Origin of the sequence: Streptomyces sp. NPDC046716 (assembly GCF_040645755.1) — a bacterium.
Taxonomy (GTDB): Bacteria; Actinomycetota; Actinomycetes; order Streptomycetales; family Streptomycetaceae; genus Streptomyces.
The window spans coordinates 88,582-109,586 of record NZ_JBEYYU010000010.1 but is presented as its reverse complement, the minus strand read 5'-3'; the positions used below and the strand labels follow the sequence as shown (position 1 = coordinate 109,586).

General features: G+C 72.7%; 23 protein-coding genes and 1 tRNA gene. 14 read left to right on the top strand and 10 right to left on the bottom strand.

Going from position 1 to position 21,005, the window contains the following annotated elements; genetic code table 11:
- Positions 1-154: 154 nt before the first annotated feature.
- Positions 155-721 carry a hypothetical protein gene (locus ABZ930_RS10545; protein ID WP_361544738.1) on the bottom strand — a complete coding sequence of 189 codons (567 nt, stop codon included), beginning with the start codon at positions 719-721 and terminating at the stop codon, positions 155-157.
- Between the two features lie 49 nt (positions 722-770).
- Between ABZ930_RS10545 and ABZ930_RS10540 the strand changes: the two genes are divergently transcribed.
- A complete protein-coding gene (locus ABZ930_RS10540) occupies positions 771-953 on the top strand; it encodes a peptidoglycan-binding domain-containing protein (RefSeq protein ID WP_361544735.1) in 183 nt (60 codons plus the stop codon).
- A 14-nt stretch (positions 954-967) separates the two neighbouring features.
- On the opposite strand, the gene ABZ930_RS10535 is transcribed toward ABZ930_RS10540, so the two are convergent.
- Entirely contained in the window at positions 968-1,636 is a 669-nt protein-coding gene (locus tag ABZ930_RS10535; protein ID WP_361544732.1) for an HAD-IA family hydrolase, read from the bottom strand.
- Between the two features lie 601 nt (positions 1,637-2,237).
- On the opposite strand from ABZ930_RS10535, the gene ABZ930_RS10530 reads away from it, so the two are divergent.
- The 4 genes from ABZ930_RS10530 (at position 2,238) to ABZ930_RS10515 (ending at position 7,619) form a co-directional block, all read left to right on the top strand.
- On the top strand, positions 2,238-2,915 hold the full coding sequence (locus tag ABZ930_RS10530; RefSeq protein ID WP_361544729.1) for an HNH endonuclease family protein: 678 nt from the start codon (positions 2,238-2,240) through the stop codon (positions 2,913-2,915).
- Positions 2,916-3,016: 101 nt separating this feature from the next.
- Positions 3,017-4,648, top strand: a complete 1,632-nt coding sequence (locus ABZ930_RS10525) for an alkaline phosphatase D family protein (protein ID WP_361544726.1) — start codon at positions 3,017-3,019, stop codon at positions 4,646-4,648.
- A 446-nt stretch (positions 4,649-5,094) separates the two neighbouring features.
- A complete protein-coding gene (locus tag ABZ930_RS10520; protein ID WP_361544724.1) occupies positions 5,095-7,041 on the top strand; it encodes an FAD/NAD(P)-binding protein in 1,947 nt (648 codons plus the stop codon).
- Between the two features lie 128 nt (positions 7,042-7,169).
- Complete coding sequence (locus ABZ930_RS10515; RefSeq protein WP_361544721.1) at positions 7,170-7,619, top strand: DoxX family protein; 450 nt, start codon at positions 7,170-7,172, stop codon at positions 7,617-7,619.
- A 76-nt stretch (positions 7,620-7,695) separates the two neighbouring features.
- On the opposite strand, the gene ABZ930_RS10510 is transcribed toward ABZ930_RS10515, so the two are convergent.
- The gene (locus tag ABZ930_RS10510) at positions 7,696-8,235 is read right to left on the bottom strand and encodes a superoxide dismutase family protein (protein WP_361544718.1); all 540 of its coding nucleotides are present in this window, start codon (positions 8,233-8,235) and stop codon (positions 7,696-7,698) included.
- 258 nt (positions 8,236-8,493) lie between these two features.
- On the opposite strand from ABZ930_RS10510, the gene ABZ930_RS10505 reads away from it, so the two are divergent.
- Positions 8,494-9,120, top strand: a complete 627-nt coding sequence (locus tag ABZ930_RS10505; RefSeq protein ID WP_361544715.1) for a VTT domain-containing protein — start codon at positions 8,494-8,496, stop codon at positions 9,118-9,120.
- On the opposite strand, the gene ABZ930_RS10500 is transcribed toward ABZ930_RS10505, so the two are convergent.
- Positions 9,108-9,338 carry a DUF2277 domain-containing protein gene (locus ABZ930_RS10500; protein WP_018530860.1) on the bottom strand — a complete coding sequence of 77 codons (231 nt, stop codon included), beginning with the start codon at positions 9,336-9,338 and terminating at the stop codon, positions 9,108-9,110. The genes ABZ930_RS10505 and ABZ930_RS10500 overlap by 13 nt on opposite strands.
- A gap of 110 nt (positions 9,339-9,448) precedes the next feature.
- On the opposite strand from ABZ930_RS10500, the gene ABZ930_RS10495 reads away from it, so the two are divergent.
- From ABZ930_RS10495 to ABZ930_RS10485, 3 genes are all read left to right on the top strand, one after another.
- Positions 9,449-9,814, top strand: coding sequence for a hypothetical protein (locus ABZ930_RS10495; RefSeq protein ID WP_361544711.1), 366 nt, complete (start codon positions 9,449-9,451; stop codon positions 9,812-9,814).
- Between the two features lie 176 nt (positions 9,815-9,990).
- Positions 9,991-10,401, top strand: coding sequence for a hypothetical protein (locus tag ABZ930_RS10490; protein WP_361544708.1), 411 nt, complete (start codon positions 9,991-9,993; stop codon positions 10,399-10,401).
- A gap of 107 nt (positions 10,402-10,508) precedes the next feature.
- Positions 10,509-10,934, top strand: a complete 426-nt coding sequence (locus ABZ930_RS10485) for a hypothetical protein (protein ID WP_361544705.1) — start codon at positions 10,509-10,511, stop codon at positions 10,932-10,934.
- Positions 10,935-10,960: 26 nt separating this feature from the next.
- On the opposite strand, the gene ABZ930_RS10480 is transcribed toward ABZ930_RS10485, so the two are convergent.
- Complete coding sequence (locus ABZ930_RS10480) at positions 10,961-11,203, bottom strand: hypothetical protein (protein ID WP_361544702.1); 243 nt, start codon at positions 11,201-11,203, stop codon at positions 10,961-10,963.
- Positions 11,204-11,335: 132 nt separating this feature from the next.
- Between ABZ930_RS10480 and ABZ930_RS10475 the strand changes: the two genes are divergently transcribed.
- Positions 11,336-11,731 carry a hypothetical protein gene (locus ABZ930_RS10475; RefSeq protein WP_361544699.1) on the top strand — a complete coding sequence of 132 codons (396 nt, stop codon included), beginning with the start codon at positions 11,336-11,338 and terminating at the stop codon, positions 11,729-11,731.
- 58 nt (positions 11,732-11,789) lie between these two features.
- On the opposite strand, the gene ABZ930_RS10470 is transcribed toward ABZ930_RS10475, so the two are convergent.
- A tRNA-Val gene (locus tag ABZ930_RS10470) sits at positions 11,790-11,861 on the bottom strand.
- Between the two features lie 217 nt (positions 11,862-12,078).
- Here ABZ930_RS10470 and ABZ930_RS10465 point away from each other — a divergent pair.
- The 3 genes from ABZ930_RS10465 to ABZ930_RS10455 all read left to right on the top strand — a co-directional run bounded on the left by ABZ930_RS10465 (position 12,079) and on the right by ABZ930_RS10455 (position 14,302).
- Positions 12,079-13,479 carry a hypothetical protein gene (locus tag ABZ930_RS10465; protein ID WP_361544696.1) on the top strand — a complete coding sequence of 467 codons (1,401 nt, stop codon included), beginning with the start codon at positions 12,079-12,081 and terminating at the stop codon, positions 13,477-13,479.
- An 87-nt stretch (positions 13,480-13,566) separates the two neighbouring features.
- Positions 13,567-14,067, top strand: a complete 501-nt coding sequence (locus ABZ930_RS10460) for a DUF4383 domain-containing protein (RefSeq protein ID WP_361544693.1) — start codon at positions 13,567-13,569, stop codon at positions 14,065-14,067.
- A gap of 22 nt (positions 14,068-14,089) precedes the next feature.
- Positions 14,090-14,302: a zinc ribbon domain-containing protein gene (locus ABZ930_RS10455; RefSeq protein WP_361544691.1), complete on the top strand. Its 213-nt coding sequence runs from the start codon at positions 14,090-14,092 to the stop codon at positions 14,300-14,302.
- A gap of 273 nt (positions 14,303-14,575) precedes the next feature.
- On the opposite strand, the gene ABZ930_RS10450 is transcribed toward ABZ930_RS10455, so the two are convergent.
- From ABZ930_RS10450 to ABZ930_RS10440, 3 genes are read right to left on the bottom strand one after another with little or no spacing between them, the layout of a single operon-like run.
- Positions 14,576-15,391 (bottom strand): HAD family hydrolase, encoded by an 816-nt coding sequence (locus ABZ930_RS10450; protein WP_361544689.1) that lies wholly within the window; start codon positions 15,389-15,391, stop codon positions 14,576-14,578.
- Complete coding sequence (locus ABZ930_RS10445; protein WP_361544686.1) at positions 15,388-17,868, bottom strand: phosphoribosyltransferase; 2,481 nt, start codon at positions 17,866-17,868, stop codon at positions 15,388-15,390. The genes ABZ930_RS10450 and ABZ930_RS10445 overlap by 4 nt, the downstream gene beginning before the upstream one ends.
- Complete coding sequence (locus tag ABZ930_RS10440; protein ID WP_361544683.1) at positions 17,865-19,040, bottom strand: HpcH/HpaI aldolase/citrate lyase family protein; 1,176 nt, start codon at positions 19,038-19,040, stop codon at positions 17,865-17,867. The genes ABZ930_RS10445 and ABZ930_RS10440 overlap by 4 nt, the downstream gene beginning before the upstream one ends.
- 252 nt (positions 19,041-19,292) lie before the next feature.
- Between ABZ930_RS10440 and ABZ930_RS10435 the strand changes: the two genes are divergently transcribed.
- The gene (locus tag ABZ930_RS10435; protein ID WP_361544680.1) at positions 19,293-20,156 is read left to right on the top strand and encodes a TerD family protein; all 864 of its coding nucleotides are present in this window, start codon (positions 19,293-19,295) and stop codon (positions 20,154-20,156) included.
- A gap of 13 nt (positions 20,157-20,169) precedes the next feature.
- Here the strand turns inward: ABZ930_RS10435 and ABZ930_RS10430 are convergent, their stop codons facing one another.
- Positions 20,170-20,907: a Tellurium resistance gene (locus ABZ930_RS10430; protein ID WP_361544677.1), complete on the bottom strand. Its 738-nt coding sequence runs from the start codon at positions 20,905-20,907 to the stop codon at positions 20,170-20,172.
- Positions 20,908-21,005 lie beyond the last annotated feature (98 nt).

The following is a 21,005-nucleotide window of genomic DNA, read 5'->3' as shown; positions in this document are numbered from 1 at the left end:
AGGACTCCGGTACCTCGGCGGGCCCCGGTGGTTCCAAGGACTCCGGTACCTCGGCGGGCCCCGGTGATTTCAAAGGTCCCGGCGGCTCTGAGGGTTCCGGAAACTCCAAGGGTCCCGGCGGCTCCAAGGGTCCCGGTCACTCCGAGGGGCCCGGTCACTCCGAGGGTCCCGACGGCTCCGGTGACCGGAAGGCGGTCGAGGCCGAGGCGGCGGACTTCAGCCCGCTGCGGGTGCGCCCGTACATCACCCTGCCCGAGCCCTCCCAGCCACCACCGCCCCGGGTCCCCGACCCGTACGCGCATCCACCCCTCCCCGCCCTCGCGGACCTCCCCGTCGCCGTCCCGGACGACGACATGGACGGGGATTCCGGGCCGCGGGGACGCCGCGCCCCGGTGCTGCTGATGACGGCGGTGGCGGGGGTGCTGAGCGTGGCGGCGCTGGTGACGGTCCTGGTGACCTCGGGCGGCGACGGCGGTGATGTGGCGACCGCGGCGGACAGCACGCCGTCGTCGGCGGTCCTGCCGGCGTCGGCCTCGCCGACCACCAGGGCGCCGAGCGCGTCCCCCACGACCAGCGCGGCGGAGCCCTCCGCGTCGACGCCCACGCCGTCGGTGACGCCCACGACGGCGTCACCGACCCCGAGCCGCAGCGCGAGCCCGTCCCCGAGCCCCAGTACGACCGCGCCGTCGCGCTCCGCGTCCCCGTCGGCGTCGCACTCCACGACCGCGGCGGTCGCGACGACCCTGCGCAGGGGTGACCAGGGCGCCGAGGTGAGCGAACTCCAGGGCCGGCTGCAACAGCTGTCGCTGTACTTCGGGCGTCCCGACGGCCGGTACGGCCGCCAGACGGAGTTCGGGGTCCGCAACTACCAGATGGCGCGTGGCATCCAGGGTGACGAATCGGGCACGTACGGCCCGGCGACCCGCAGGGCACTGGAGGCGGAGACCCACTGAGGCCGGGGCCCGGGTCAGCCGATGTGGAGCAGGATCTCCCCGGAGGCGACGACCTCGACCCGTACGGCGGTCAGATCGGGCACGTGCACGGTGGGCCCGTGCTGTCCGGCGCGGGGCCCCACCCCGACGACCCGCATCCCGGCGGCGAGCCCGGCCGCGATACCGGCGCCCGAGTCCTCGAACACGATGCAGTCGGCGGGGTCGACGCCCAGTTCGGCGGCGCCCTTCAGGAAGCCCTCGGGGTCAGGCTTGCTGGCGCCGACGTTCTCGGCGGTGACCCGCACCTCCGGGTACGGCAGCCCGGCGGCGGCCATCCGCCCGGTCGACAGCGCCACGTCGGCGGAGGTCACCAGGGCGTGCGGGGCCGCGGCCGAGATCAGCGAGTCCAGGAACGCCGCCGCGCCCGGCACCGGTACGACGCCGTCCATGTCGGCGGTCTCCTCGGCGAGCATGCGGGCGTTGTCCGCGCGATTCTCCGCGACGGACCGCTCGGGCAGCAGCTCGGCCATGGTGGCGTGTCCCTGGCGGCCGTGGGCGACGGCCATGACCTCGTCGCCGTCGAACCCGTGCGCGGCGGCCCAGCGGCGCCAGATCCGCTCGACCACGGCGTCGGAGTTGACGAGCGTGCCGTCCATGTCGAGGAGGAGGGCGCGCGCGGGGAGCACGGTGGGGGTGGCCGTCATCGGCGGGCTCCAGAGAACGGAGGCGGGGGTGACCAAGGCGGCCCCGCCCACCGGTCAGGGTGAGTGGGCGGGAACCACTTTGTTCCTACACGATACAAAACGCACCCCCGACTGGCCACAGCGCCCCCTGCCACACAGCACCCCACACCTCCGAGGCAGCCCCCCCACCTGCGCCCCGCAGACCGTCAGCCACCTGCAGCCCGGCGGCCGCTTCTCGCGCAGTTCCCCGCGCCCCTGAGGCATGCGCTCCGCGCAGCCTCCCCCAGAGGCTGCGACCCCACCGCGCCTCTCAATGAGATGCCGCACGAAGTGCGCATCTCAGGGGCGCGGGGAACTGCGCGACCAGCCACGACGAAAGCCGCGCGCAAAAGACCACCCAGGGGCGCGGGGAACTGCGCGACCAGCCCCCACCGACCCGCACCCGAAGAACAACCCAGCCTCGCCCCAACTCCCCCCACCCCAATTCCAGTTACCCCGCCCCACCCCCTTGCCCCGCACACCAGCTTGACGCGACCCTGTCACCCAACGCACATCTCCCCGAAACCCCACCCCCACACGATGACCAGGCACCCCAACAACCCCCCACAACAAGGGAGTCAACATGCGCCGCACCCCCCACCGCACGCCCTCCGTCTACGCGCGTCGACCCCGCACAGCAGCAGCCCTGACCGCCACCGCGGCAGCCACCGCCACCCTCACCCTGCTCACCACGGCAACCCCGGCCCAGGCCTCCCCGCCCACCCCCATCGCCGCCTCCACGGCCCGCAGTTACCTCTCCGCGCTGACCGTGAAGACGGAGGGCTCGTCCGACGGCTACAGCCGTGACAAGTTCCCGCACTGGATCACCCAGTCCGGCACCTGCGACACCCGCGAGACGGTCCTGAAGCGCGACGGCAAGAACGTCACGACGGGCACGAACTGTGCTGCCACCGCCGGAAGTTGGTACTCGGAGTACGACGGCGAGACCTGGACCGCGTCCTCCGACGTCGACATCGACCACATCGTCCCGCTCTCCGAGGCGTGGAAGTCCGGCGCGAGCGGCTGGACCACGGCCCAGCGCCAGTCCTTCGCCAACGACCTCACCCGCCCGCAGCTCATCGCCGTCACCGACAACGTCAACCAGTCCAAGGGCGACAAGGACCCGGCGAAGTGGATGCCGCCGCGCGCCGCGTACGCCTGCACCTACCTGCGGATGTACGTCCAGGTGAAGCACTACTACGCCCTCTCGGTCGACTCGGCCGAGAAGTCGGCGATCCAGTCCGGCCTGAGCGGCTGCTGACCGGGGAAACGATCCGGCGTACCGGAACCACCCCGCCCGCCTCCGGCGTTCCGTACCGTCCGTACCGTACGGAGACGTCGGAGGACTGGGGAGGACATGACATGGCGAGGCTCCGCCTGGGCCCACTGCTGCGGTACGTGGACGAGGGGACGGCGACGGTCTGGGTCGAGGCGAGCAGACCGTGCCTCGCCGAGGTGCGCTGCGCGGACGGCGCGAAGGGCAGCGCGCGCACCTTCCAGATCGACGGCCACCACTACGCGCTCGTCCCGGTCACCGGGCTCACCCCCGGTACCGCGACCCCGTACGAGGTGGTGCTCGACGGCGGCACGGTCTGGCCCGAGCCGGACTCCCGGTTCCCGCCGAGCACCATCCGCACGCCCGCGTACGACAGCGAGCACCCGACCCGGGTCGCCTTCGGCTCCTGCCGCTGGGCCGCGCCCCCGGCCGACGAGCACGACCCGGTGGGCCCCGACGCCCTGGACACGCTCGCGTCCCGCCTCGCCGCCGACCCGGACGCCGACCGCCCCGACGTCCTCGTCCTGCTCGGCGACCAGGTCTACGCGGACGAGACCTCACCGGCGACCCAGGAGTGGCTGGCCCGCCGCCGCGAGCTCACCGAACCGCCCGGCACCGAGGTCGCGGACTACCAGGAGTACACGCGCCTCTACTACGAGTCCTGGCTCGACCCCGAGATCCGCTGGCTGCTGTCGACCGTGCCGAGTTCGATGGTCTTCGACGACCACGACATAGTCGACGACTGGAACACCAGCGCCGCGTGGCTCGCGGAGATGCGGGAGACGCCCTGGTGGCGGGAGCGGCTGCTGAGCGGCCTGATGTCGTACTGGGTGCACCAGCACATCGGGAACCTGCCGCCGGCCGAACTCGCCGCCGACCCCGTCTACCGGGCGGTGTGCGAGACCCCCGACGGCACGGACGCGCTGCGCGCCTTCGCGAGCCGGGCCGACGCCGACCCCGCCTCGGTCAGCTGGAGCTACCGGCGGGACTTCGGCCGCGTACGCCTGCTGATGGTGGACAGCCGCGCGGCCCGCGTCCTCGACGAGCAGAACCGTTCGATGCTCGACCCGGGCACGGAGGGGTGGCTCCGCGAGCAGGCCCTGGACCGGGCCGAGCCCTACGACCACCTGCTCATCGGCACCTCCCTGCCCTGGCTGCTGCCCCACCTCATCCACGACGCCGAGAACTGGAACGCTGCGCTGTGCCGGGGTGAACGCGGGGCGCGCTGGGCGCGGTTCGGGGAGCGGTTGCGCAGGCGGGCGGATCTGGAGCACTGGGCGGCGTTCCCGACGTCGTTCGACGGGCTCGGGGAGCTGATCGCCGAGGCCGGTTCGGGGCCGGCCGCGCCCGCCACGATCTCCGTGCTCTCCGGGGACGTCCATCACGCGTACATCGCGGAGCCGAGCTGGCCGGACTCCGGGGCGCCCGATGCCCGCGTCCTGCAACTCACCTGCTCGCCGGTGCACAACTCCGTCCCGGCCGGGATACGGCTCGGCTTCCGCTTCGGCTGGAGCCGCGCGGGGCGCGCGCTGGGCCGCGCCTTCTCCCGTCATGCCCGCGCGGCCGCTCCGCGGTTCCGGTGGCGCAAGACGGGGGGCCCGTGGTTCGGCAACCAACTGATGACCCTGACCCTCCGGGATCGCGCGGCCCGACTCACCCTGGACCAGGCAACCCCCGACGGCCACCTGACCCGCGCCGCAACCCGCGACCTGTCGTAGCCCACCCGCGGCCCGGCGGGGGCTGGCCGCGCGGTTGATGAGATGCCGCACGAAGTGCGCATCTCAGGGGCGCGGGGAACTGCGCGACCAGCCACGACGAAAGCCGCGCGTGAAAAACCACCCAGGGGCGCGGGGAACTGCGCGAGAAGCGGCCACCGGGCCGCACGTGACGCCCCCCCCAGGGGCGCGGGGAACTGCGCGACCAGCCACGACGAAAGCCGCGCGCAAAAGACCACCCAGGGGCGCGGGGAACTGCGCGACCAGCCCCCACCGACCCGCACCCGAAGAACAGCCCAAAGGCACCCCGCACGAAACCCCAGCCCCACCCACCCCACCCCGTGATCCACCCCACACCCCCACTCCACCCCTCCCCTCCCGCCGCCAAAACGGCATGATGATGCGGACCATCCGCTTCCAGCAGCCCCACATGCCCCGGGAGTCCCGCTTTGCCCCGCACTTCCCCCGCGCCCCTCGCTGAACCGCGCCCCGAGTTCAGCCTCGCGATCGTCGGTGCGGGCCCCCGCGGCACCAGCGTCCTGGAACGGCTCACCGCCTCGGCGACGGAGCTGCTGCCGCCCGGCGCCCGGCTCACGGTCCATGTGATCGACCCGGCACCCCCGGGCGCGGGCGCGGTCTGGCGCACGGATCAGGCACCCGAACTGCTGATGAACACGGTCGCCTCGCAGGTGACCCTGTTCACGGACGAGAGCGTCGACTGCTCGGGCCCGATCCGCCCGGGCCCGAGCCTGTACGAGTGGGCGGCCCGTCACGACACCGCCGGCACCCCGCTCGGCCCCGACGACTACCCGACCCGGGCCCGCTACGGCCGCTATCTGCGCTGGGTGTTCGCCGAGACGGTGGCCACGGCCCCGCCCGGCGTCGAGGTCACCGTCCACGCCACCCGCGCGGTCCGCCTCGACGACGCCCCCGACGGCAGCCAGACCCTCACCCTGGCCGACGGCCGCACCCTCACCGGCCTGCACGCCGTCGTCCTCGCCCAGGGCCACCTCCCGGTCTCCCCCACCCGGACCGAGAGCGCCCTCGGCGAGTACGCCCGCAGGCACGGGCTGCGCCACGTCCCGCCCGCCAACCCGGCCGACCTCGACCTGAGCGGCGTACAGCCCGGGGAAACGGTCCTGCTGCGCGGGCTCGGCCTCAACTTCTTCGACCACATGGCGCTGTTCACCCAGGGCAGGGGCGGCCGCTACACCCGTACACCGGAGGGCGTCCTGCGCTACATACCCTCCGGCGACGAGCCGCGCCTGTACGCGGGTTCGCGCCGCGGCATCCCGTACCAGGCCCGCGGCGACAACGCGAAGGGCCCGTACGGACGCCACCAACCCCTGGTCCTCACCGCCGAGTCGATCGCCCGCTTCCGCAAGAGAGCCGACTCCGGCGACGCCCCCGACTTCCTCGCCGACATCTGGCCGCTGGTCGCCAAGGAGGTCGAGACGGTCTACTACGAGGCCCTGCTGAGGGCCGCCGGCCGGACCGCCCCGGACTTCCGCGACCGGTACCTGGCCACCCTCCACCGCTCCCCCGAGGATCCCCAAGAGGCCGACGTCCTGCGGGAGTTCGCGATACCCGAGGCCGAGCACTGGTCCTGGGACCGGATCTCGCGCCCGCACTCCGGCCACGCCCCGGCCTCCACCGCCGACTGGCGGGACTGGCTCCTCGGGCGCCTGCGCGAGGACGCCGCCCACGCCGCGCTCGGCAATGTCGACGGCCCCGTGAAGGCCGCCCTCGACGTCCTGCGCGACCTGCGCAACGAACTGCGGCTCGTGGTCGACCACGCCGGACTGACCGGCGTCTCGCACCGCGACCACCTCGACCGCTGGTACACCCCGCTCAACGCGTTCCTGTCCATCGGCCCGCCGCGCAGCCGAATCGAGGAGATGACGGCCCTGATCGAGGCGGGCGTCCTGACCGTCGTCGGCCCGCGCCTCGACGTCGTACCCAAGGACGGCCGGTTCGTCGCGCACTCGCCCGACGTACCGGGCTCGACCGTGACGGCCACCACACTCATCGAGGCCCGCCTGCCCGAACCGGACGTGCGCCGCACCGCCGACGACCTGCTCGCCCGGCTGCTGAAAACCGGCCAGGCCCGCCCGCACACCGTCGACGAGCACGAGACCGGCGGCCTCGACGTCACTCCGCGCCCATATCACCTGATCAACCGTCAAGGGCGGGCGCACGCACGGCGGTTCGCCTTCGGCGTGCCCACCGAGGGGGTGCACTGGGTGACGGCGGCGGGAGCGCGGCCCGGGGTCGACTCGGTGACGTTGTCGGACGCCGACGCGGTGGCCCGGGCGGCGCTGCGCGAGACCTCCGGGAGTCCGGGGATCGGCCACGGCCGAGCATGGCCGAATGTTGAAGTTGCAAGCACAACTTAGGCTCCCCTAATCTGAACCACTCCCACATCGGTGGCAACGGCGGCAACGGCGGCGCCGACCACATCGGTGAACCCGGCCGCGTCCCCAACTTCGGCCGGGAACCGACAACCGACCGAAGGAGTCCCCCCATGACCGGACGTCTCAATACCGCCCAGCCCTATGTCCTCGGCCTGTTCCGCATCGTCGTCGGCCTGCTCTTCACCTGCCACGGCGCGGCCGCGCTCTTCGGCGTCCTCGGCGGCTCGCAGGGCGGCGGCACCGTGACCGCCGGCACCTGGCCGAGCTGGTACGCGGCCGTCATCCAGCTCGTCGGCGGCGGCCTGGTGCTGCTCGGCCTCGGCACCCGCTTCGCGGCCTTCGTCGCGTCGGGCTCGATGGCGTACGCCTACTTCGACGTGCACCAGCCCTCGGCGCTGTGGCCGCTGCAGAACGGCGGCGAGGCCTCCGCCCTGTTCTGCTGGACGATGCTGCTGCTGGTCTTCACCGGCTCCGGCGCCCTCGGGCTCGACCGGCTGTTCTCCCGCCGCGACGCGCGGGCCGAGCAGACCTCCGCACAGCGCGAGACCGTGACGGTCTGACCCGCGCGCACCGGCGCCCGCTCTCCCTCGGGAGGGCGGGCGCCGTTCCGGCTCCGTGCGGACGGATCCGGGCGCGCTAGGCGTTGCGCGGGGACGGCGCGAAGCCCACCGTGAGGCACGCGACCCTCGCCCCCTTCATGCCCGGCATGTCGTGCAGGACGACCGACCCCGCCCCTCCGGACCGCAGCCCCCACGGCTTGCGGGCGACCGCCGAACCGGTGCCCGAGGCGTTGGACGTGAAGTCCAGCCACACCTCGTTCTCGGCGTCGGCCCGCTTCGGGTCCACCACGTGCTGGTAGTGCCCGCCCGCGGCCTTCGGATCGGCGCCACAGGGCTTCTGGTGGACGTGCGCGCCGTACGTGTGGCCCGGCACCAGGCCGGCGACCCGCAGCGTCACGGTCATGCCGCTGTCGTCCCCGTACTGCTGGACCTTGACCGACGCGCCCGCGGGCACCAGCTTCGTGTCGTACGTGATCGCGGACGACGGCACGAGCGCCGTCGCCGGGGCGAACCTGGCCTGCGCCATCACCCAGTACGCCTCCGCGGGGCTTCCGCCTCCGCCGCCCGCCGCGAGCACGGCCGCCGCGAGAGCGCCGGTCACCATTCCTGCCACCATCACCGCTCCTCTTCTTCGACTTCTGCGTCTGCGGTCGTTCGTACGGGAACCGAGCGCACCACACCGCACGGGGCGCGGCACCCGGGTGAACCGGACACAGATGAGTGGGCCTGGCGTGAGATGGGGAACATCTGTGCCACTTTCGGCACTTCCGCCACACCCGACGCGTACGCTGTACAGCTGAAATGACACCGCCCCTGTGTGCTCCCGCGTGGAGGGAACGGTCGTAGAGCGGCTCGTACAGGAAGTTGGCGCAACGTGCTGGAGAGTGTGGGGTCGCTGGCCGACAGCCCATGGATCTACGTGATCGTGGCGCTCTCCGTGCTCTTCGACGTCTTCCTGCCCGTGCTGCCCAGCGGTTTCCTCGTGGTCACCGCGGCCACGGCGGCCGCGGCCGGTACGGCGGGGGCCGCCACGGGGCAGATGCCGAGCAGCACCCCCGAGCTGCTGGCCCTCACCCTGTGCGCCGCGACGGCCTCGGTCCTCGGCGACCTGGTGGCCTACCGTCTCGCCTGGCGCGGCGGCGAGCGCCTGGACCGCGCCATCGCCCGCTCCCGCCGTCTCACGACCGCGCAGGAACGCCTCGGCGGGGCGCTCGCCCGCTCCAGCGGCGGACTTCTCGTGATCATCGCCCGGTTCGCGCCCGCGGGCCGCTCGATCGTCTCCTTCGCGGCGGGCACGGCCCACCGCCGGGTCCGCGAGTTCCTGCCCTGGTCGGCGCTGGCGGGCGTGGCCTGGGCCGCGTACAGCGTGGCGCTCGGCTACTTCGGCGCGCAGTGGCTCGGCGCGAGCTGGCTGTCCACGGGCGTGTCGGTGCTCGCGCTGATCGGCGCGGGCACGGTGGCGGCGTACGTGATGCGCCGCCCGGTCCCTCAGGAAGCCTGAGCCTTAGCGGAACCCCGCACTTCCAGGCCGTCGAGCAGCTCGGCGGTGGCCCTGGCGATCTCGTCGACAGCCCGTTCGAACACCTCGCGATTGTGCGCGGCGGGCGCCCTGAAGCCGGACACCTTCCGTACGTACTGCAAGGCTGCGGCCCGGATCTCGTCCTCGGTGGCCTCTTCGGGGAGCACGGGCGGGCGGAGGGTCTTGATGCTGCGGCACATGCTTCCAGTCTGCCGCGATCCGGCCACTCGGCCACACGTTCGCGTGAACTCCCCTACGAAGTACCGGAAGTGGCTCGCCCCGCAAAATCGAACAGACGTACCATTGCCGGGTGGCAGCGAACGATGACACCGACGACTCCACCCGCACCCTGGGCTTCCCGAGCGACCTCGTCGCCGGGCAGGAGGAACTGCACCAGGTGCGCGCGGAGCTGATGGCCCTGCTCAAGCGGCTCCCCTGGTCGGTCGAGCCGGTCGACGCGATCAGCGACACCCAGGGCTGGCGCAGAGTGGAGCGCCCCGCGTCCCCCGGCTGGACCGAGGACGAGCAGGCGGCGGTCGAGAAGCTCCGCCGCCGCGAGCTGGAGCTGGCCGTCTTCGTGACCTGCCACCGCCACTGGTCCGCCCTCACCGGGATCGCCGCGGTCCAGGACCGGGCCCGGCTGAAGCACGTACACGATCCGCGGCCCGACGCCTGAGCCCGGGCCGCGGCGGTCAGCGGCTGCGGCGCGAGGTCACGTACCAGGCGACGGCGGCGATGACGATCAGGATGATCAGTATCTTCATGCCCTACATGTGCCCGCCCCGGCGCGCGTCACGCTCACGGGCGGCCCGGCATCAGCATGGTGCGGGGCTGCCCGGGAAGCCGAAGTGCATGACCCCTGCGATCCGCACCGCCCGCGCCCTCACCGCCGCCGCCGTCCTCACCATGGCCACCGCGGCCTGTCTGGCCGCCATGGGCGGCGTCTGGTGGGCCGTCGCCCTCGCCTACGTCACGGCGCTGCTCGCCTACTGCGCCCAGCGCTCCCGCGCGGACCACCACCGCATCCTCACCGCGCACGACAGAGCCCGGCGACTCGCCCAGGGCGAACTGATCGACGACGGCCTCCCCTGCTGCACCCTGTGGACCCTGTCCGACGGCGAGGTCCACGGTCCCGGCTGCCTCCGCCCCCACGACCCGGACGCCGAACTCCAGAACGCGTGCTGCACCGACGCCTTCGTCTCCCGCGGCCTCACCCACACCCGGGAGTGCCGGACGGCGTCGGCACGGGTCGGCGCCGCCTGACACGCGCGGCAACGCGGCTCCGCCGGTCACAGCTCAGTCACAGGAACGCCCTTTTCTCCCGCCCGTCACGGATGATGATCCCTCAGCTCAACATCCCAGGGGGGATCATGAACCACCGCACGATCGCCGTCGGCATGCTCGCAGCCGCGGCCCTCGCGCTCACCGCCTGCACGTCGGACAACACCGTCGACGCCGAGGCCAAGCCCAGCTCTGCCGAGTCCGCCACGAAGCCGAGCACCGACGCGTCCGCGGCGGCCGACGCCGCGAAGGCCGCCGGCATCCCGCCGGAGCCGACCGGACATGAGCGTCAGGCACTGCTGAAGATCCTCGCCTCGGTGAACCCGGCCGTCCTGAAGGACGAGGACAAGGCCGTCGACGCGGCCCGCAACCAGTGCTCCGCGATCAACGGCGGCGCCCAGAAGCTGGACCAGTCGGCCTCGCAGCGCTTCACGTTCGGCGAGGTGAAGACGACCGAGGCGCAGGGCAAGCAGATCAACGACCTGCTGAAGGCCAGCGGTTTCTGCAAGTCCTGAGCGCCGGCCGCACCGCCTGCGTCGTGTCAGCGGAGCCGGCCGTCCGGCCCGACGTCCCGGCGCAGCCGGAGCCGGGCGGCGCGCGCGGAGATCACCATCAGGACCGCGAGCAGGAACTGCCAGACGGCCCGCACCGGATCTCCCGTGATCAGCGACGCGACGCCCAGCCCCGCGCCGACGACGGCCAGCGCGGGGCAGATCCACACGAGGAACCGGTCGACGGACCGGACCTCCGTTCCACGCTCCGGGGCGATCACCTGTCTCCGCATGACGGTCGAGTGCCCCCGGAACGCCTGACCATGTGGCGGGCCATCCCGTGTCACGAGACCGTCACACCCGCTGCACGCACACCCGGAAGCACGGATGATGCAGCGTCAACACCGCACACCCCAGGGGGAATCATGCACACTCGCATCGCCGCGGCCGCCATGGCCGCCGCACTCGCCTTCGGCGCCGTCGCCTGCTCGTCCGGCGACACGAAGGCCGACCCGGCCGCCTGCAAGGCCGCCATGAAGAAGCAGTTCGACGAGGCCATGAAGAAGGGCGGCGACGCGGCCGCGGCCGACGAGCGCCCCGAAGCCTGCGAGGGCATCGACGACAAGACCGCCCAGCGCTTCGCCAAGGAACTCATGGGTGACGCCATGGACGACGCCATGAAGTCCGCCGTCCCCGACATCGACCCGGACGACGTCACCGCGTCCCCGCCGGGCACCGACGACATCCAGGAGAGCCTCGACGCCATCGAGAGCGACCTGGACGACGCACTCGACGAGGCCGGGATCACCCCGAGCCCCTGACGGAAGAGGCTCCCCGGCGTGATCACCGGGGAGCCTCCGACCTGCTGCTCAACCACTGTGGGCGCGGACGGTTTCGAACCGCCGACATCCTGCTTGTAAGGCAGGCGCTCTACCCCTGAGCTACGCACCCGAGAATCCCGGCGCTGCGACCAGGATGAGCCGACAGCCTACCTTGCCGATGCCCCTGCACCGCAAACACCCGAACCGGGTGAACGCACGGCCGGCGGCCCGGCGGGAAAAGTCACACGGCGAACCGCGAACTAACCGACCCGTGTGTTCGTCATTAACCGGTGGGACAATGAACACCGGGCAGGGCTGATGACGGCACAGGCAGCGCGGGAGAGTTAGTGACGACGGCGAAGAGCGAGCGCCCCGGCGAGACGCGGGGCGCCGCTGTTCAGCGGCCGCGCCGCCGGGCACGGACGGCCGGCCCCCTCCGCGATCTCCTCGTCCTGACCCTGCTTCCCGTGCCGGTCCTCACCGCGGCGCTCAGCGGAGCGTTCAGCGCCGGCGGCACCCGCAAGTGGTTCGGAGGCCGCGCCGAGACCCAGCGCGCCCAGGCCCAGGAGGCGAAGGACGCCGCGGCCGCCGCCTTCTACGAGCTGGACACCGCCCAGCGCGACCTGCGCATCTCGATAGAGACGATCACCGCGGTCGACGACTCCCCCGCCGCCCGCAAGGCCGTCGGCGACTTCCAGCGGCTCGGCACCCGGATCGACGAGGTCAGCGCGCAGTACATCACCGCCGTCGACGCCCACGACCTGGACCGCGACGACCTCGACGCGGGCACGGCCACCCGCGCCCGGGGCGAACTGACGGCGGCCAAGGACCAGTTGACCCGCACCAAGCAGGACCTGGACCGGTTCGCGCAGGGCCTCGGCCCGCTGCTCGGCAAGGCGGAGACCCAGCTCGCCCGCCTCGCCCCCGCGGTGGAGCGGGCCCGCCAGGCGCTGCTCGGCGCGACGGCCGCGCTGGACGGCGTGCGGCAGGCCGGGCTCAAGGCCGACGACCTCGCCGCCCGGCTCGCCCGCCTCGGCCCGGAGCTGACCCGGCTGAACCAGGGCGCGGGCCAGCACGGTGTCCCCGAGACGCTGGAGCGCGCGGAGCGCGTCGCACGGGATGCCGAAACGATCCGCGTGGAGGCCGAGCGCCTCCCGGAGAAGGCCGCGGAGATCGACCACAGGCTCGTGTCGCTGCGGACCCGGGCCCAGGCCCTGACCACCCGCGCGGGCCAGGTCGAGCCGGTCCTGAGCGAGCTGCGGCGCCGGTTCTCCGCCGCGTGCTGGCAGGACCTCCAGCGCGTCCCGGACCTCGCGGGGGAGAACGTGCGACAGGCCGAGACCAAGCTGGCCGAGGCCCGCACGGCCCGCGACGAGCAGCGCTGGCCCGACGCGACGGCGCTCCTGTCCACCGTCCGCGCCCTGCTGAACAGCACCGACGAGTCGGTCTCCGCCGCCTCCGACCGCCTCCAGCGGCTGAACGCGGTGGCGAAGGACCCGCAGCAGGAGATCGACCGCACCCGGTTCGCGATCCGGGACGCACAGCGCCTGGCGATGACCGGGCGTGCCACGCCCGACCCGCGCCACGCCCGCCCGCTCGACGACTCGGTGGGCCGGCTCGACCGCGCCGTCGAGGGCCTGGAGGGCCGCCACCCCGACTACTGGCACTTCCTCACCGAGACGGAGGCCGTGCGGCAGACCGTGGCCCACGTCGTCTCGCAGATCCGCGAGGAGCGCGGCGGGGCCTGACCGGCGCGGATTGGCGTCCTCCGCTCGCCGGGCGGACCCTGGAGGTACGTACGAGACACGTACACGGTCCGAGGAGGCGAGGCTGTCATGGCCACGCATGTACTCCGTCCGGGATCCCGGCGCCATGTCACGCTCGACGAGCAGCTGCCCGTCGATCACCGGCTGAGCATGGTGTACCGCGTCGGCGCGGGCCTGATGGGCCTGGTGCTGCTGGTGTTCGGCATCCTCGGGTTCATCGACAAGATCGGCTTCTTCGACACCCGCGGTGACACCGTCGCGGGCCTGAACACCAACGGCGCGCTCAGCGTCCTGTCGGTGTGCGTGGGCGTTCTGCTCATCGGCGGCATGCTGGCCGGCGGCGCCGTCGCCTCGACGCTCAACATGAGCGTCGGCGTCCTGTTCATCCTCAGCGGGTTCGTGAACCTCGCCCTGCTGGACACCCGCTACAACTTCCTCGCCTTCCGTCTCCAGAACGTCCTGTTCAGCTTCGCCGTCGGCCTGCTGCTGATGTTCTTCGGGATGTACGGGCGGGTCAGCGGCGGCCTGCCGCACGACAACCCGTACTGGAAGGCCCGCCACGCCTCCTGACGGCGCTGGCTAGGCTTGGGCCATGCCTCGCTACGAATACCGCTGCCGCTCGTGCGGTGACACGTTCGAACTCTCCCGTCCCATGGCCGAGTCGGCGGCCCCGGCCACCTGCCCGGCGGGCCACCCCGACACGGTCAAACTCCTCTCGACGGTCTCGGTGGCAGGCACCGCGTCACCGTCGTCCCCGGCGGCGTCGGGGGGCGGGGGTTGTTGCGGGGGCGGCTGCTGCGGCTGACCTCCGGCCGTCTGTCGGGCTCGGCTCCGGTGCGGGCTGGTCGCGCCAGGTGCTTCGTCACGCGCGCCCTCGTCGTGGCTGGTCGCGCAGTTCCCCGCGCCCCTGAAGGCGTGCGCTGCGCGCAGCCTTCCCCTGGACGAGCGGAGCTCGTTTCAGGGGCGCGGGGAACTGCGCGACCAGCCACGACGGTGGCGCGCGTGACGAACTACCCAGGGGCGCGGGGAACTGCGCGAGAAGCGGCCACCGGGCGGCACACGAACGGCAGCCGCCCCGTCACAGCGCCCCGAGAAACCCCCGCAACACAGCCTCCCCGGCAACAACCCCGCGCTCCTCCAGCACAGTGACCCCACCAGAGACCCACCCGGCATCGGCCAGCTCCCCATGCCCGGGGCGCCAGCCCCGATCCGCCGCAAGCAACAGATCGGCGTCCAGCAAGGAATCCCCGGCGCCGAGCAGCTGCCCGGCCCCGACCCGCCGGGCGACCTCACGCGCAGCTGCCCCCTTGGTCAACGGCTTCGGCACGGCGTACACCTTGCGCCCCTGGAGCGACACCCCCCAGCCCACCCCGTCGGCCCACTCCCCGAGCTCCTTGACCCACCCGGCGGGCAACTGCGCCCGGTCGACCACGAGGTACGCGAACAGCTCCTCGGCGACCCGCTCCTTCAGCAGCCACGCAGGATCGGCGGCGGCCACCATCCGCTCCCGCACCTCCGCCAGCGGCGCGCACTCGTCCGCCAGCCGCTCCCGGACCCCCCGCTCCCACTCGGGATCGGACACCCCGTCGACCAGCAGATGCCCCCCGTTGGCACAGATCGCGTACGCCGGCGCCGGTCCGGGCAGCCGCACCCGCCCGTACTGCTCGCGCGTGCGCGTCGTCGTCGGCACGAACACGGCCCGACGGCCCAGCTCCACGAGCAGTTCGGCGGCGTGCTCGGTGACGTAGGACAGCGGCTTGCCCTCGTACACCTCGACGCAGAGCAGCCGCGGCGCCTCGGCGTCGGGCACGGTGAGCCCGAGCGCGCCCGCGGAGTAGATCAACGTACGGTCGAGGTCGCTGGCGACCACGGTCACCGCAGAGCGCTCGCTCACAGGGCGACCGCCTTGCCGTCGGCACCGGTGGCTCCCCGGGTGAACCGCGGATGGATCAACCCCACGCAGGTGTAGGGCAGTTCGTCCACCAGCTCCACCGGAACCCCGCGCTGCTCCGCGAGGAGCCTGACGTGGTCCAGGTCGGCGCCCGCGTCGGCGCGCGCCAGGATCTTCCACGGCACGCGCCGCAGCAGCACCCGCGTCGTCTCGCCGACGCCGGGCTTCACCAGGTTCACATCGTGGATCCCGTACTCCTCGCTGATCCGCTCGACGGCGGCCCAGCCCTCCCAGGTCGGGGTGCGGTCGGCGCCGAGCTTCTCCTTGACGTCGGCGTCCACCGCTTCGGCGACCTCGTCGAACCGCTCCTGCACCGTGTCCAGGAAGCGCACCGACACATCCGAACCGGCCAGCTCCCGGTAGAACTTGGCCCCGTGGAAGTCGTCGGGACCGACCAGGTCGGCCCGCAGCACGGTGCGCGATATCAGCCCGGAGACCGTCGAGTTGAGGCAGGCGGAGGGGATGAGGAAGTCCTCCCGGGTCCCGTACGTCCGCACGCACGACCCGGGGTCGGCGAGCACGGCGATCTCCGGGTCGAAGCCGCGCGGCCCGCCGCCCGCCTCGAACTCCTCGATCGCGGCGGCCAGTTCACGCGTGATGGCGCCCTTGCCCGTCCAGCCGTCGACGAACACGACGTCCGCCGGGTCGTGGTGCGCGGCCAGCCAGCGCAGCGCCGTCGCGTCGATGCCGCGGCCGCGCACGATCGACACGGCGTAGTGCGGCAGCTCCACGCCGTGCCGGGCGAGCGCCCAGCGCCGCATGAGCACGCCCACCGGGGTGCCGGCCCGCGCGAGCGAGACCAGGACCGGGCGGCGCGGCGACCGCTCGGCGAGCACCGTCTCGGTGACGACACCGACCGCGCGCGCGATCCGGGCGGCCGACGTGTCGAGCGCGGCGTGGAACAGCTCCTGGTACTGCTCGCTGGGCTGGTACTCGACCGGCAGCGACTCCGCGTAGTGCGCGCCGCCGCTCTGGATGGCCTCCTCGCGCTCCTCGGTGGGCGCCTCGAGGCGTACGTCGGACAGGTCCTGGAGCAGCCAGCCGACCTCGTCGGGCGCGTACGAGGAGAAGGCGGGGCCGCGCAGCGGCTCGGGCAGCGACGACATGACGGACCTTTCGGGGATGTACGAGGGCACGACCACGACGACGACGCGCGCGGTGTGCTCGGCCACGCGCTCCAGCAGCCCGCCGGGCGCGGCCAGTTCGGCGGTGTCGCCCGCCGAGTCGAGGACGACGACGACCGTGTCGAAGCCGCCGCCCGCCACGTTGTACGCGAACCGGTCGCCGGGCCCGTCGGCCGGGGCGTCGTGCGCGGGGAAGACGAGGCGGGTGCGGATCGCGTAGCCCGGGTCGTCGACGGCGAGGACGGGCGAGCGGGTGGTGGTGGAGTACGCGACGTCGGCGCCGGCCGCTTCGAGGGCGGTGGCGAGCCGCAGCGGGGCGTACATCAGCTCCTCGTTGCCCAGGACGAGGACGCGGCCGCTGATGTGCGGGGCCAGCCGCCCGGCCATCGCGGGGAGCGCCGCGTCCAGCCGCTCGCGGTGCCGCGGCCCGAACCCGTGCCGTCCGCCGTCGGGTATCCCTTCGGGCCAGCCGAGTCCGTCGACCCGGACGATCTCGCCGCGCGTGCGGCGCGGCCGCGGGAGGGCGGCCGTCGCGTGGCTCTTCTCGTGCTCGGCGACCAGCGCCTGGCCCTTCTCCAGGACGCCGTCGGGCAGCCGGACCGTCCCGCGCGCGGACACGATCAGGTCCACGCGCGCGCCGATCTCGCGCGCGAACGCGTCGAGCCGGCCCTGGTCCTCGGGCGAGCGCATGTCGACGAGCGCGACGATCACGTACCGCTCCCGCGCGTGCAGCTCGTGCAGGGCCCGGATGGTGTTGAGGACCGTGTTGCCGGTGGAGAACTCGTCGTCCACGAGGACCAGCGGGCCGTCACCGGCCAGCAGTCGCGGGTTCTCCGGCAGGAGCAGGTGGGAGGTGGCGTGCGAGTGGGACTCCTCGAAGCCGCCCGCGCGGGCCACTCCGGCGACGGGGCGGCGCGTGGAGTGCAGGTACGGGGCGAGGGCGAGGCCGTCGGCGACCGAGTGGCCGAGGCCCGTCGCGGTCTCCGCGTAGCCGAGCACGACGGAGCGCCGCGCGGCGTCGTCGCCGAGCAGTTCCCGGACGCGGACGCCCAGGGCGTGGCCGGTGCGCCAGACCAGCGACGGGCGCTGCGGCACGTGCTTGCCCAGCACGTTCGACACCAGGAGGTGGGCGCGCTTGGGGTTGCGGCGCAGGGCGAGCCCGAGCAGCCCGGTCAGCTCCGGGTCACCGGCCAGCTCGACGCCGAGCCGGTCGGCCACCCAGGTCCCCGACCACACGTCGTCCACCGCGTCCACCGTGTCCCCCGTGTTCACCGTGTTCCTCGCCTCGGTCGTCATGCGGGCAGCCCCGCCGTCAGCAGCTCCACGAAACCGACGTCCTCCTGGGCCACGCCGAACGCCTCCGCGCGCTGGAGGGTCCGCTCGGCCCAGGCGCGGTGCGGCTTCACCTCGTTCATCTTGTTCGTGTACGCCGACCTGAGGACGCCGCCGCCGTCCCGCTCGGGGCTCAGGATGTCCCGCGCGTCGCTGTACTCCTCGTGGCTGACCACGGACAAGGCGTGGACGGGCAGCACGTGCGAGGGGTGGATGCAGGTCTTGCCGAGCAGTCCGTTGGCCCGGTCGAGGGCGATCTCGCGCAGCAGCCCGTCCAGGTCGTGCTCGATGAGCGCCGCGCGCAGCGGCTCGGCGCCCTCCTCCAGGAAGGGGCTGCGGCGCAGCTGCGGCTTGAACATCCGCTCCTGGTGGCGGAAGTACTCCCAGACCGGTCCGGTCACCGTGAAGCCGGTGCCGTCGGCCCGTCCCAGCCGGTTGACCACGTCGGCGATCACGGAGGCCACGATCTGCACGTCGTACGCCGTCAGGTCGGCCGGGCGGCGCAGCCCGTACGCCGAGCAGAAGTCGGTGACGCCGAGCCGGAGCGCGAGCACGCGGTCGCGGTACTTGTCGACGGTGCGGGAGATCCCGGCGAGGGTCTCGGTGCGGGTCTCCAGGTGCAGCAGCTCGGGGGACTCGAGGACCGGCATGGCGAAAAGTCGCCGCCCGGAGGCCGCCTCGGCGGCGGTCAGCGCCTCGAGGAACGGAACACCCCGCTCCTCGGTGAACTTCGGCAGGACGAATCCGGACAGCAGCGCAACGGCCGGTCCGAGGCGCCGGACGAGGTCGGTGATCTGCTCGGGAGTGCGGACGCGAACGAAGAGCAGCGGCGGCTCGGCCCCGTCCCGCTCGCTTCTCGCCAGCAGGTCGGTGAACTGGCGGACCAGATTGTCCTCGGCGCCGCTCACCTCGGCGTCGTCGATCGAGTCCTCCAGGCACAGCACCATGGAGACGACGCCGCGGCCGGCCTGCTTGAGCACGTCGTCCGCCAGCCGCGGCCGGGTGGCCGGGCTGTAGAGCGTGGCGCCCAGTGCTGCCGCGAGCATGCGGGGCGAGGAGTCCGCGCCGAAGGGCTGCGGCTCCCGATGGAACAGACGCTTCCGCACCTGAGGGGCAATGTGCCCGAAGTGACGCATGAGACTCCCCCGATACGACCCTGCTACGACCTGCCTCGTCCCGTCACGGCTTCCGAGCCGCCCGGCGCTCCTCGACGCGAAGCGTATGAGGTGGCCGGTAATAGTACGTACAAAGCCATGTCAAGGGTTCCCGCCTGCAATGAAATTCTGGTAACCCGTGCATGTCCTGGGGTGTCTTCCGGCCGTCGGTACGGCCGTCGGACCCGGCACCCCGCGTTGTCCCGACCGGGGCGGGGAAGGCAGGATGACGGCATGACGCACGCGATGCTCAAGGGGGCGAACGTCCCGCTCGACGCCACGGCGGTGCGCGCCGTGCTCCGCTGGACCCCGGGGCAGGGCGTGCCGGACGTGGACGCCTCCGCCCTGCTGCTCGGCCCCGACGGACGGGTCCGCTCCGACGAGGACTTCGTCTTCTACAACCAGCCCCGGCACCCCTCGGGCAAGGTCTGGCGGCTCGGCAAGAAGCGGGTGGCCGAAGGGCTCACCGACACCGTGCAGGCGGACCTCGGCGGCGTTCCCGCGGAGATCGGCAGCATCCTGCTGGTGGCGTCGGCGGAGGACATCCAGTTCAAGCACGTACCGGCGCTGCGGATGTCCGTCTACGACACCGCGGCCGACGGCGGCGAGCCGATCGCGCACTTCGACATCAAGCCGGAGACCGGCGCCGAGACCGCGCTGATCTGCGGCGAGCTGTACCGGCGCGGTGACGGCTGGCGGCTGCGCGCGGTCGGCGAGGGGTACTCCAACGGCCTGGTGGGGCTGGCGACCGACTTCGGCATCTCGGTCGACGAGTCCGTCGCGTCGGCCCAGCAGGCGGTCCCGGCCGCCTCGACGTCGATGGAGCCCACCGGGGCCACCGAGCCCGCGCCTCCGACGCCCACACCGGCCACCGCGCCGGTCCCGGCCCCGCAGCAGGGCCGGCCCACCGAACCCTCGTCGTTCCCGCTGCCGCCGCCGCAGCGGCCTCCGGCGTACGGCTATCCGCCGCAGCCCACGACACAGCCGGCCCCGCAGCACCAGCCGGCGTACGGCTATCCGCAGCCGGTGGCCGCTCAGGCGTACCCGGACCCGTCCTTCCGACTGCCGCCGCAGGGCCCTCAGTTCATCGGCCGGTGACCGGACACCCGCGCTAGACCTTCGTCTTGTAGCCCCTGCCCCACTGCAGGCCCCACCCGTACAGGCGGTCGAGTTCGGCCTGGAAGCCGTACACGAAGCGGACCTCGCGCCGCACCACGAGGTCGCCCTTGACGTTCTCGATGGAGACGACGGCGCAGGAACGGGCCTGTGGGTGGCGCTCGTCGAGGCTGATCTCGATCCGCGGGCCGTTGCTCGGGTAGAGCGTCACGTGCGCGTGGGTCCGGTCGAAGGCGGGCGTCTGGTCGTAGATGTAGACGAACAGCAGCAGCCGCTTGATGGACTCGCGGTGATCGAGATTGACGTAGAGGGTCTCGCCGGACGCCGAACCGAACCGGTCGTCGCCGCTGAGCTTCACGTACGGCGGGGCGTTGAGCGACCCGAAGAAGTTGCCCAGTGGCTGTACGACGCCCTTCTCGCCGCTCATCAGCTCGTACAGGCAGCCAAGGTCCAGGTCGACGTTGACCATCGACTGGGTGTGCGCCTGCACGACGTCGGGCTTGAACATGCTGAACGGGTGCCGCAGCAGACTGTTCTTCTCCGGTCCGCCGATGTCCGAGGTGCGCATCCGCCACGACAGATTGACCCGGAGATTGCCGGTGGCCGCGCCCTGTTTGGAGAGCGAGACGACCGGGTGCCGCTTGGTGAGTTCGATGCTGTTGGTCGCCGCGCTGCCCGAATCGAAGTCGGACTGCGCGGAGTTGCCCCGCCATAGCTTGTCCCAGAAGGACATACCGCCCCCATGCCTGTACGTGCCCCGCCTGTACTACCCGTACCTGTTCGCAGTCGCCTGTACACGCCTGCGGGGCGGCCGGTTCGAGGAGTTGTCCT

Coding starts and splice junctions, on each gene's coding strand:
- ABZ930_RS10535 (WP_361544732.1), bottom strand. CDS start 1,636: ATGACGGCCACCCCCACCGTGCTCCCCGCGCGCGCCCTCCTCCTCGAC.
- ABZ930_RS10530 (WP_361544729.1), top strand. CDS start 2,238: ATGCGCCGCACCCCCCACCGCACGCCCTCCGTCTACGCGCGTCGACCC.
- ABZ930_RS10525 (WP_361544726.1), top strand. CDS start 3,017: ATGGCGAGGCTCCGCCTGGGCCCACTGCTGCGGTACGTGGACGAGGGG.
- ABZ930_RS10515 (WP_361544721.1), top strand. CDS start 7,170: ATGACCGGACGTCTCAATACCGCCCAGCCCTATGTCCTCGGCCTGTTC.
- ABZ930_RS10510 (WP_361544718.1), bottom strand. CDS start 8,235: ATGGTGGCAGGAATGGTGACCGGCGCTCTCGCGGCGGCCGTGCTCGCG.
- ABZ930_RS10500 (WP_018530860.1), bottom strand. CDS start 9,338: ATGTGCCGCAGCATCAAGACCCTCCGCCCGCCCGTGCTCCCCGAAGAG.
- ABZ930_RS10490 (WP_361544708.1), top strand. CDS start 9,991: ATGACCCCTGCGATCCGCACCGCCCGCGCCCTCACCGCCGCCGCCGTC.
- ABZ930_RS10485 (WP_361544705.1), top strand. CDS start 10,509: ATGAACCACCGCACGATCGCCGTCGGCATGCTCGCAGCCGCGGCCCTC.
- ABZ930_RS10480 (WP_361544702.1), bottom strand. CDS start 11,203: ATGCGGAGACAGGTGATCGCCCCGGAGCGTGGAACGGAGGTCCGGTCC.
- ABZ930_RS10475 (WP_361544699.1), top strand. CDS start 11,336: ATGCACACTCGCATCGCCGCGGCCGCCATGGCCGCCGCACTCGCCTTC.
- ABZ930_RS10460 (WP_361544693.1), top strand. CDS start 13,567: ATGGCCACGCATGTACTCCGTCCGGGATCCCGGCGCCATGTCACGCTC.
- ABZ930_RS10455 (WP_361544691.1), top strand. CDS start 14,090: ATGCCTCGCTACGAATACCGCTGCCGCTCGTGCGGTGACACGTTCGAA.
- ABZ930_RS10445 (WP_361544686.1), bottom strand. CDS start 17,868: ATGACGACCGAGGCGAGGAACACGGTGAACACGGGGGACACGGTGGAC.
- ABZ930_RS10440 (WP_361544683.1), bottom strand. CDS start 19,040: ATGCGTCACTTCGGGCACATTGCCCCTCAGGTGCGGAAGCGTCTGTTC.
- ABZ930_RS10435 (WP_361544680.1), top strand. CDS start 19,293: ATGACGCACGCGATGCTCAAGGGGGCGAACGTCCCGCTCGACGCCACG.
- ABZ930_RS10430 (WP_361544677.1), bottom strand. CDS start 20,907: ATGTCCTTCTGGGACAAGCTATGGCGGGGCAACTCCGCGCAGTCCGAC.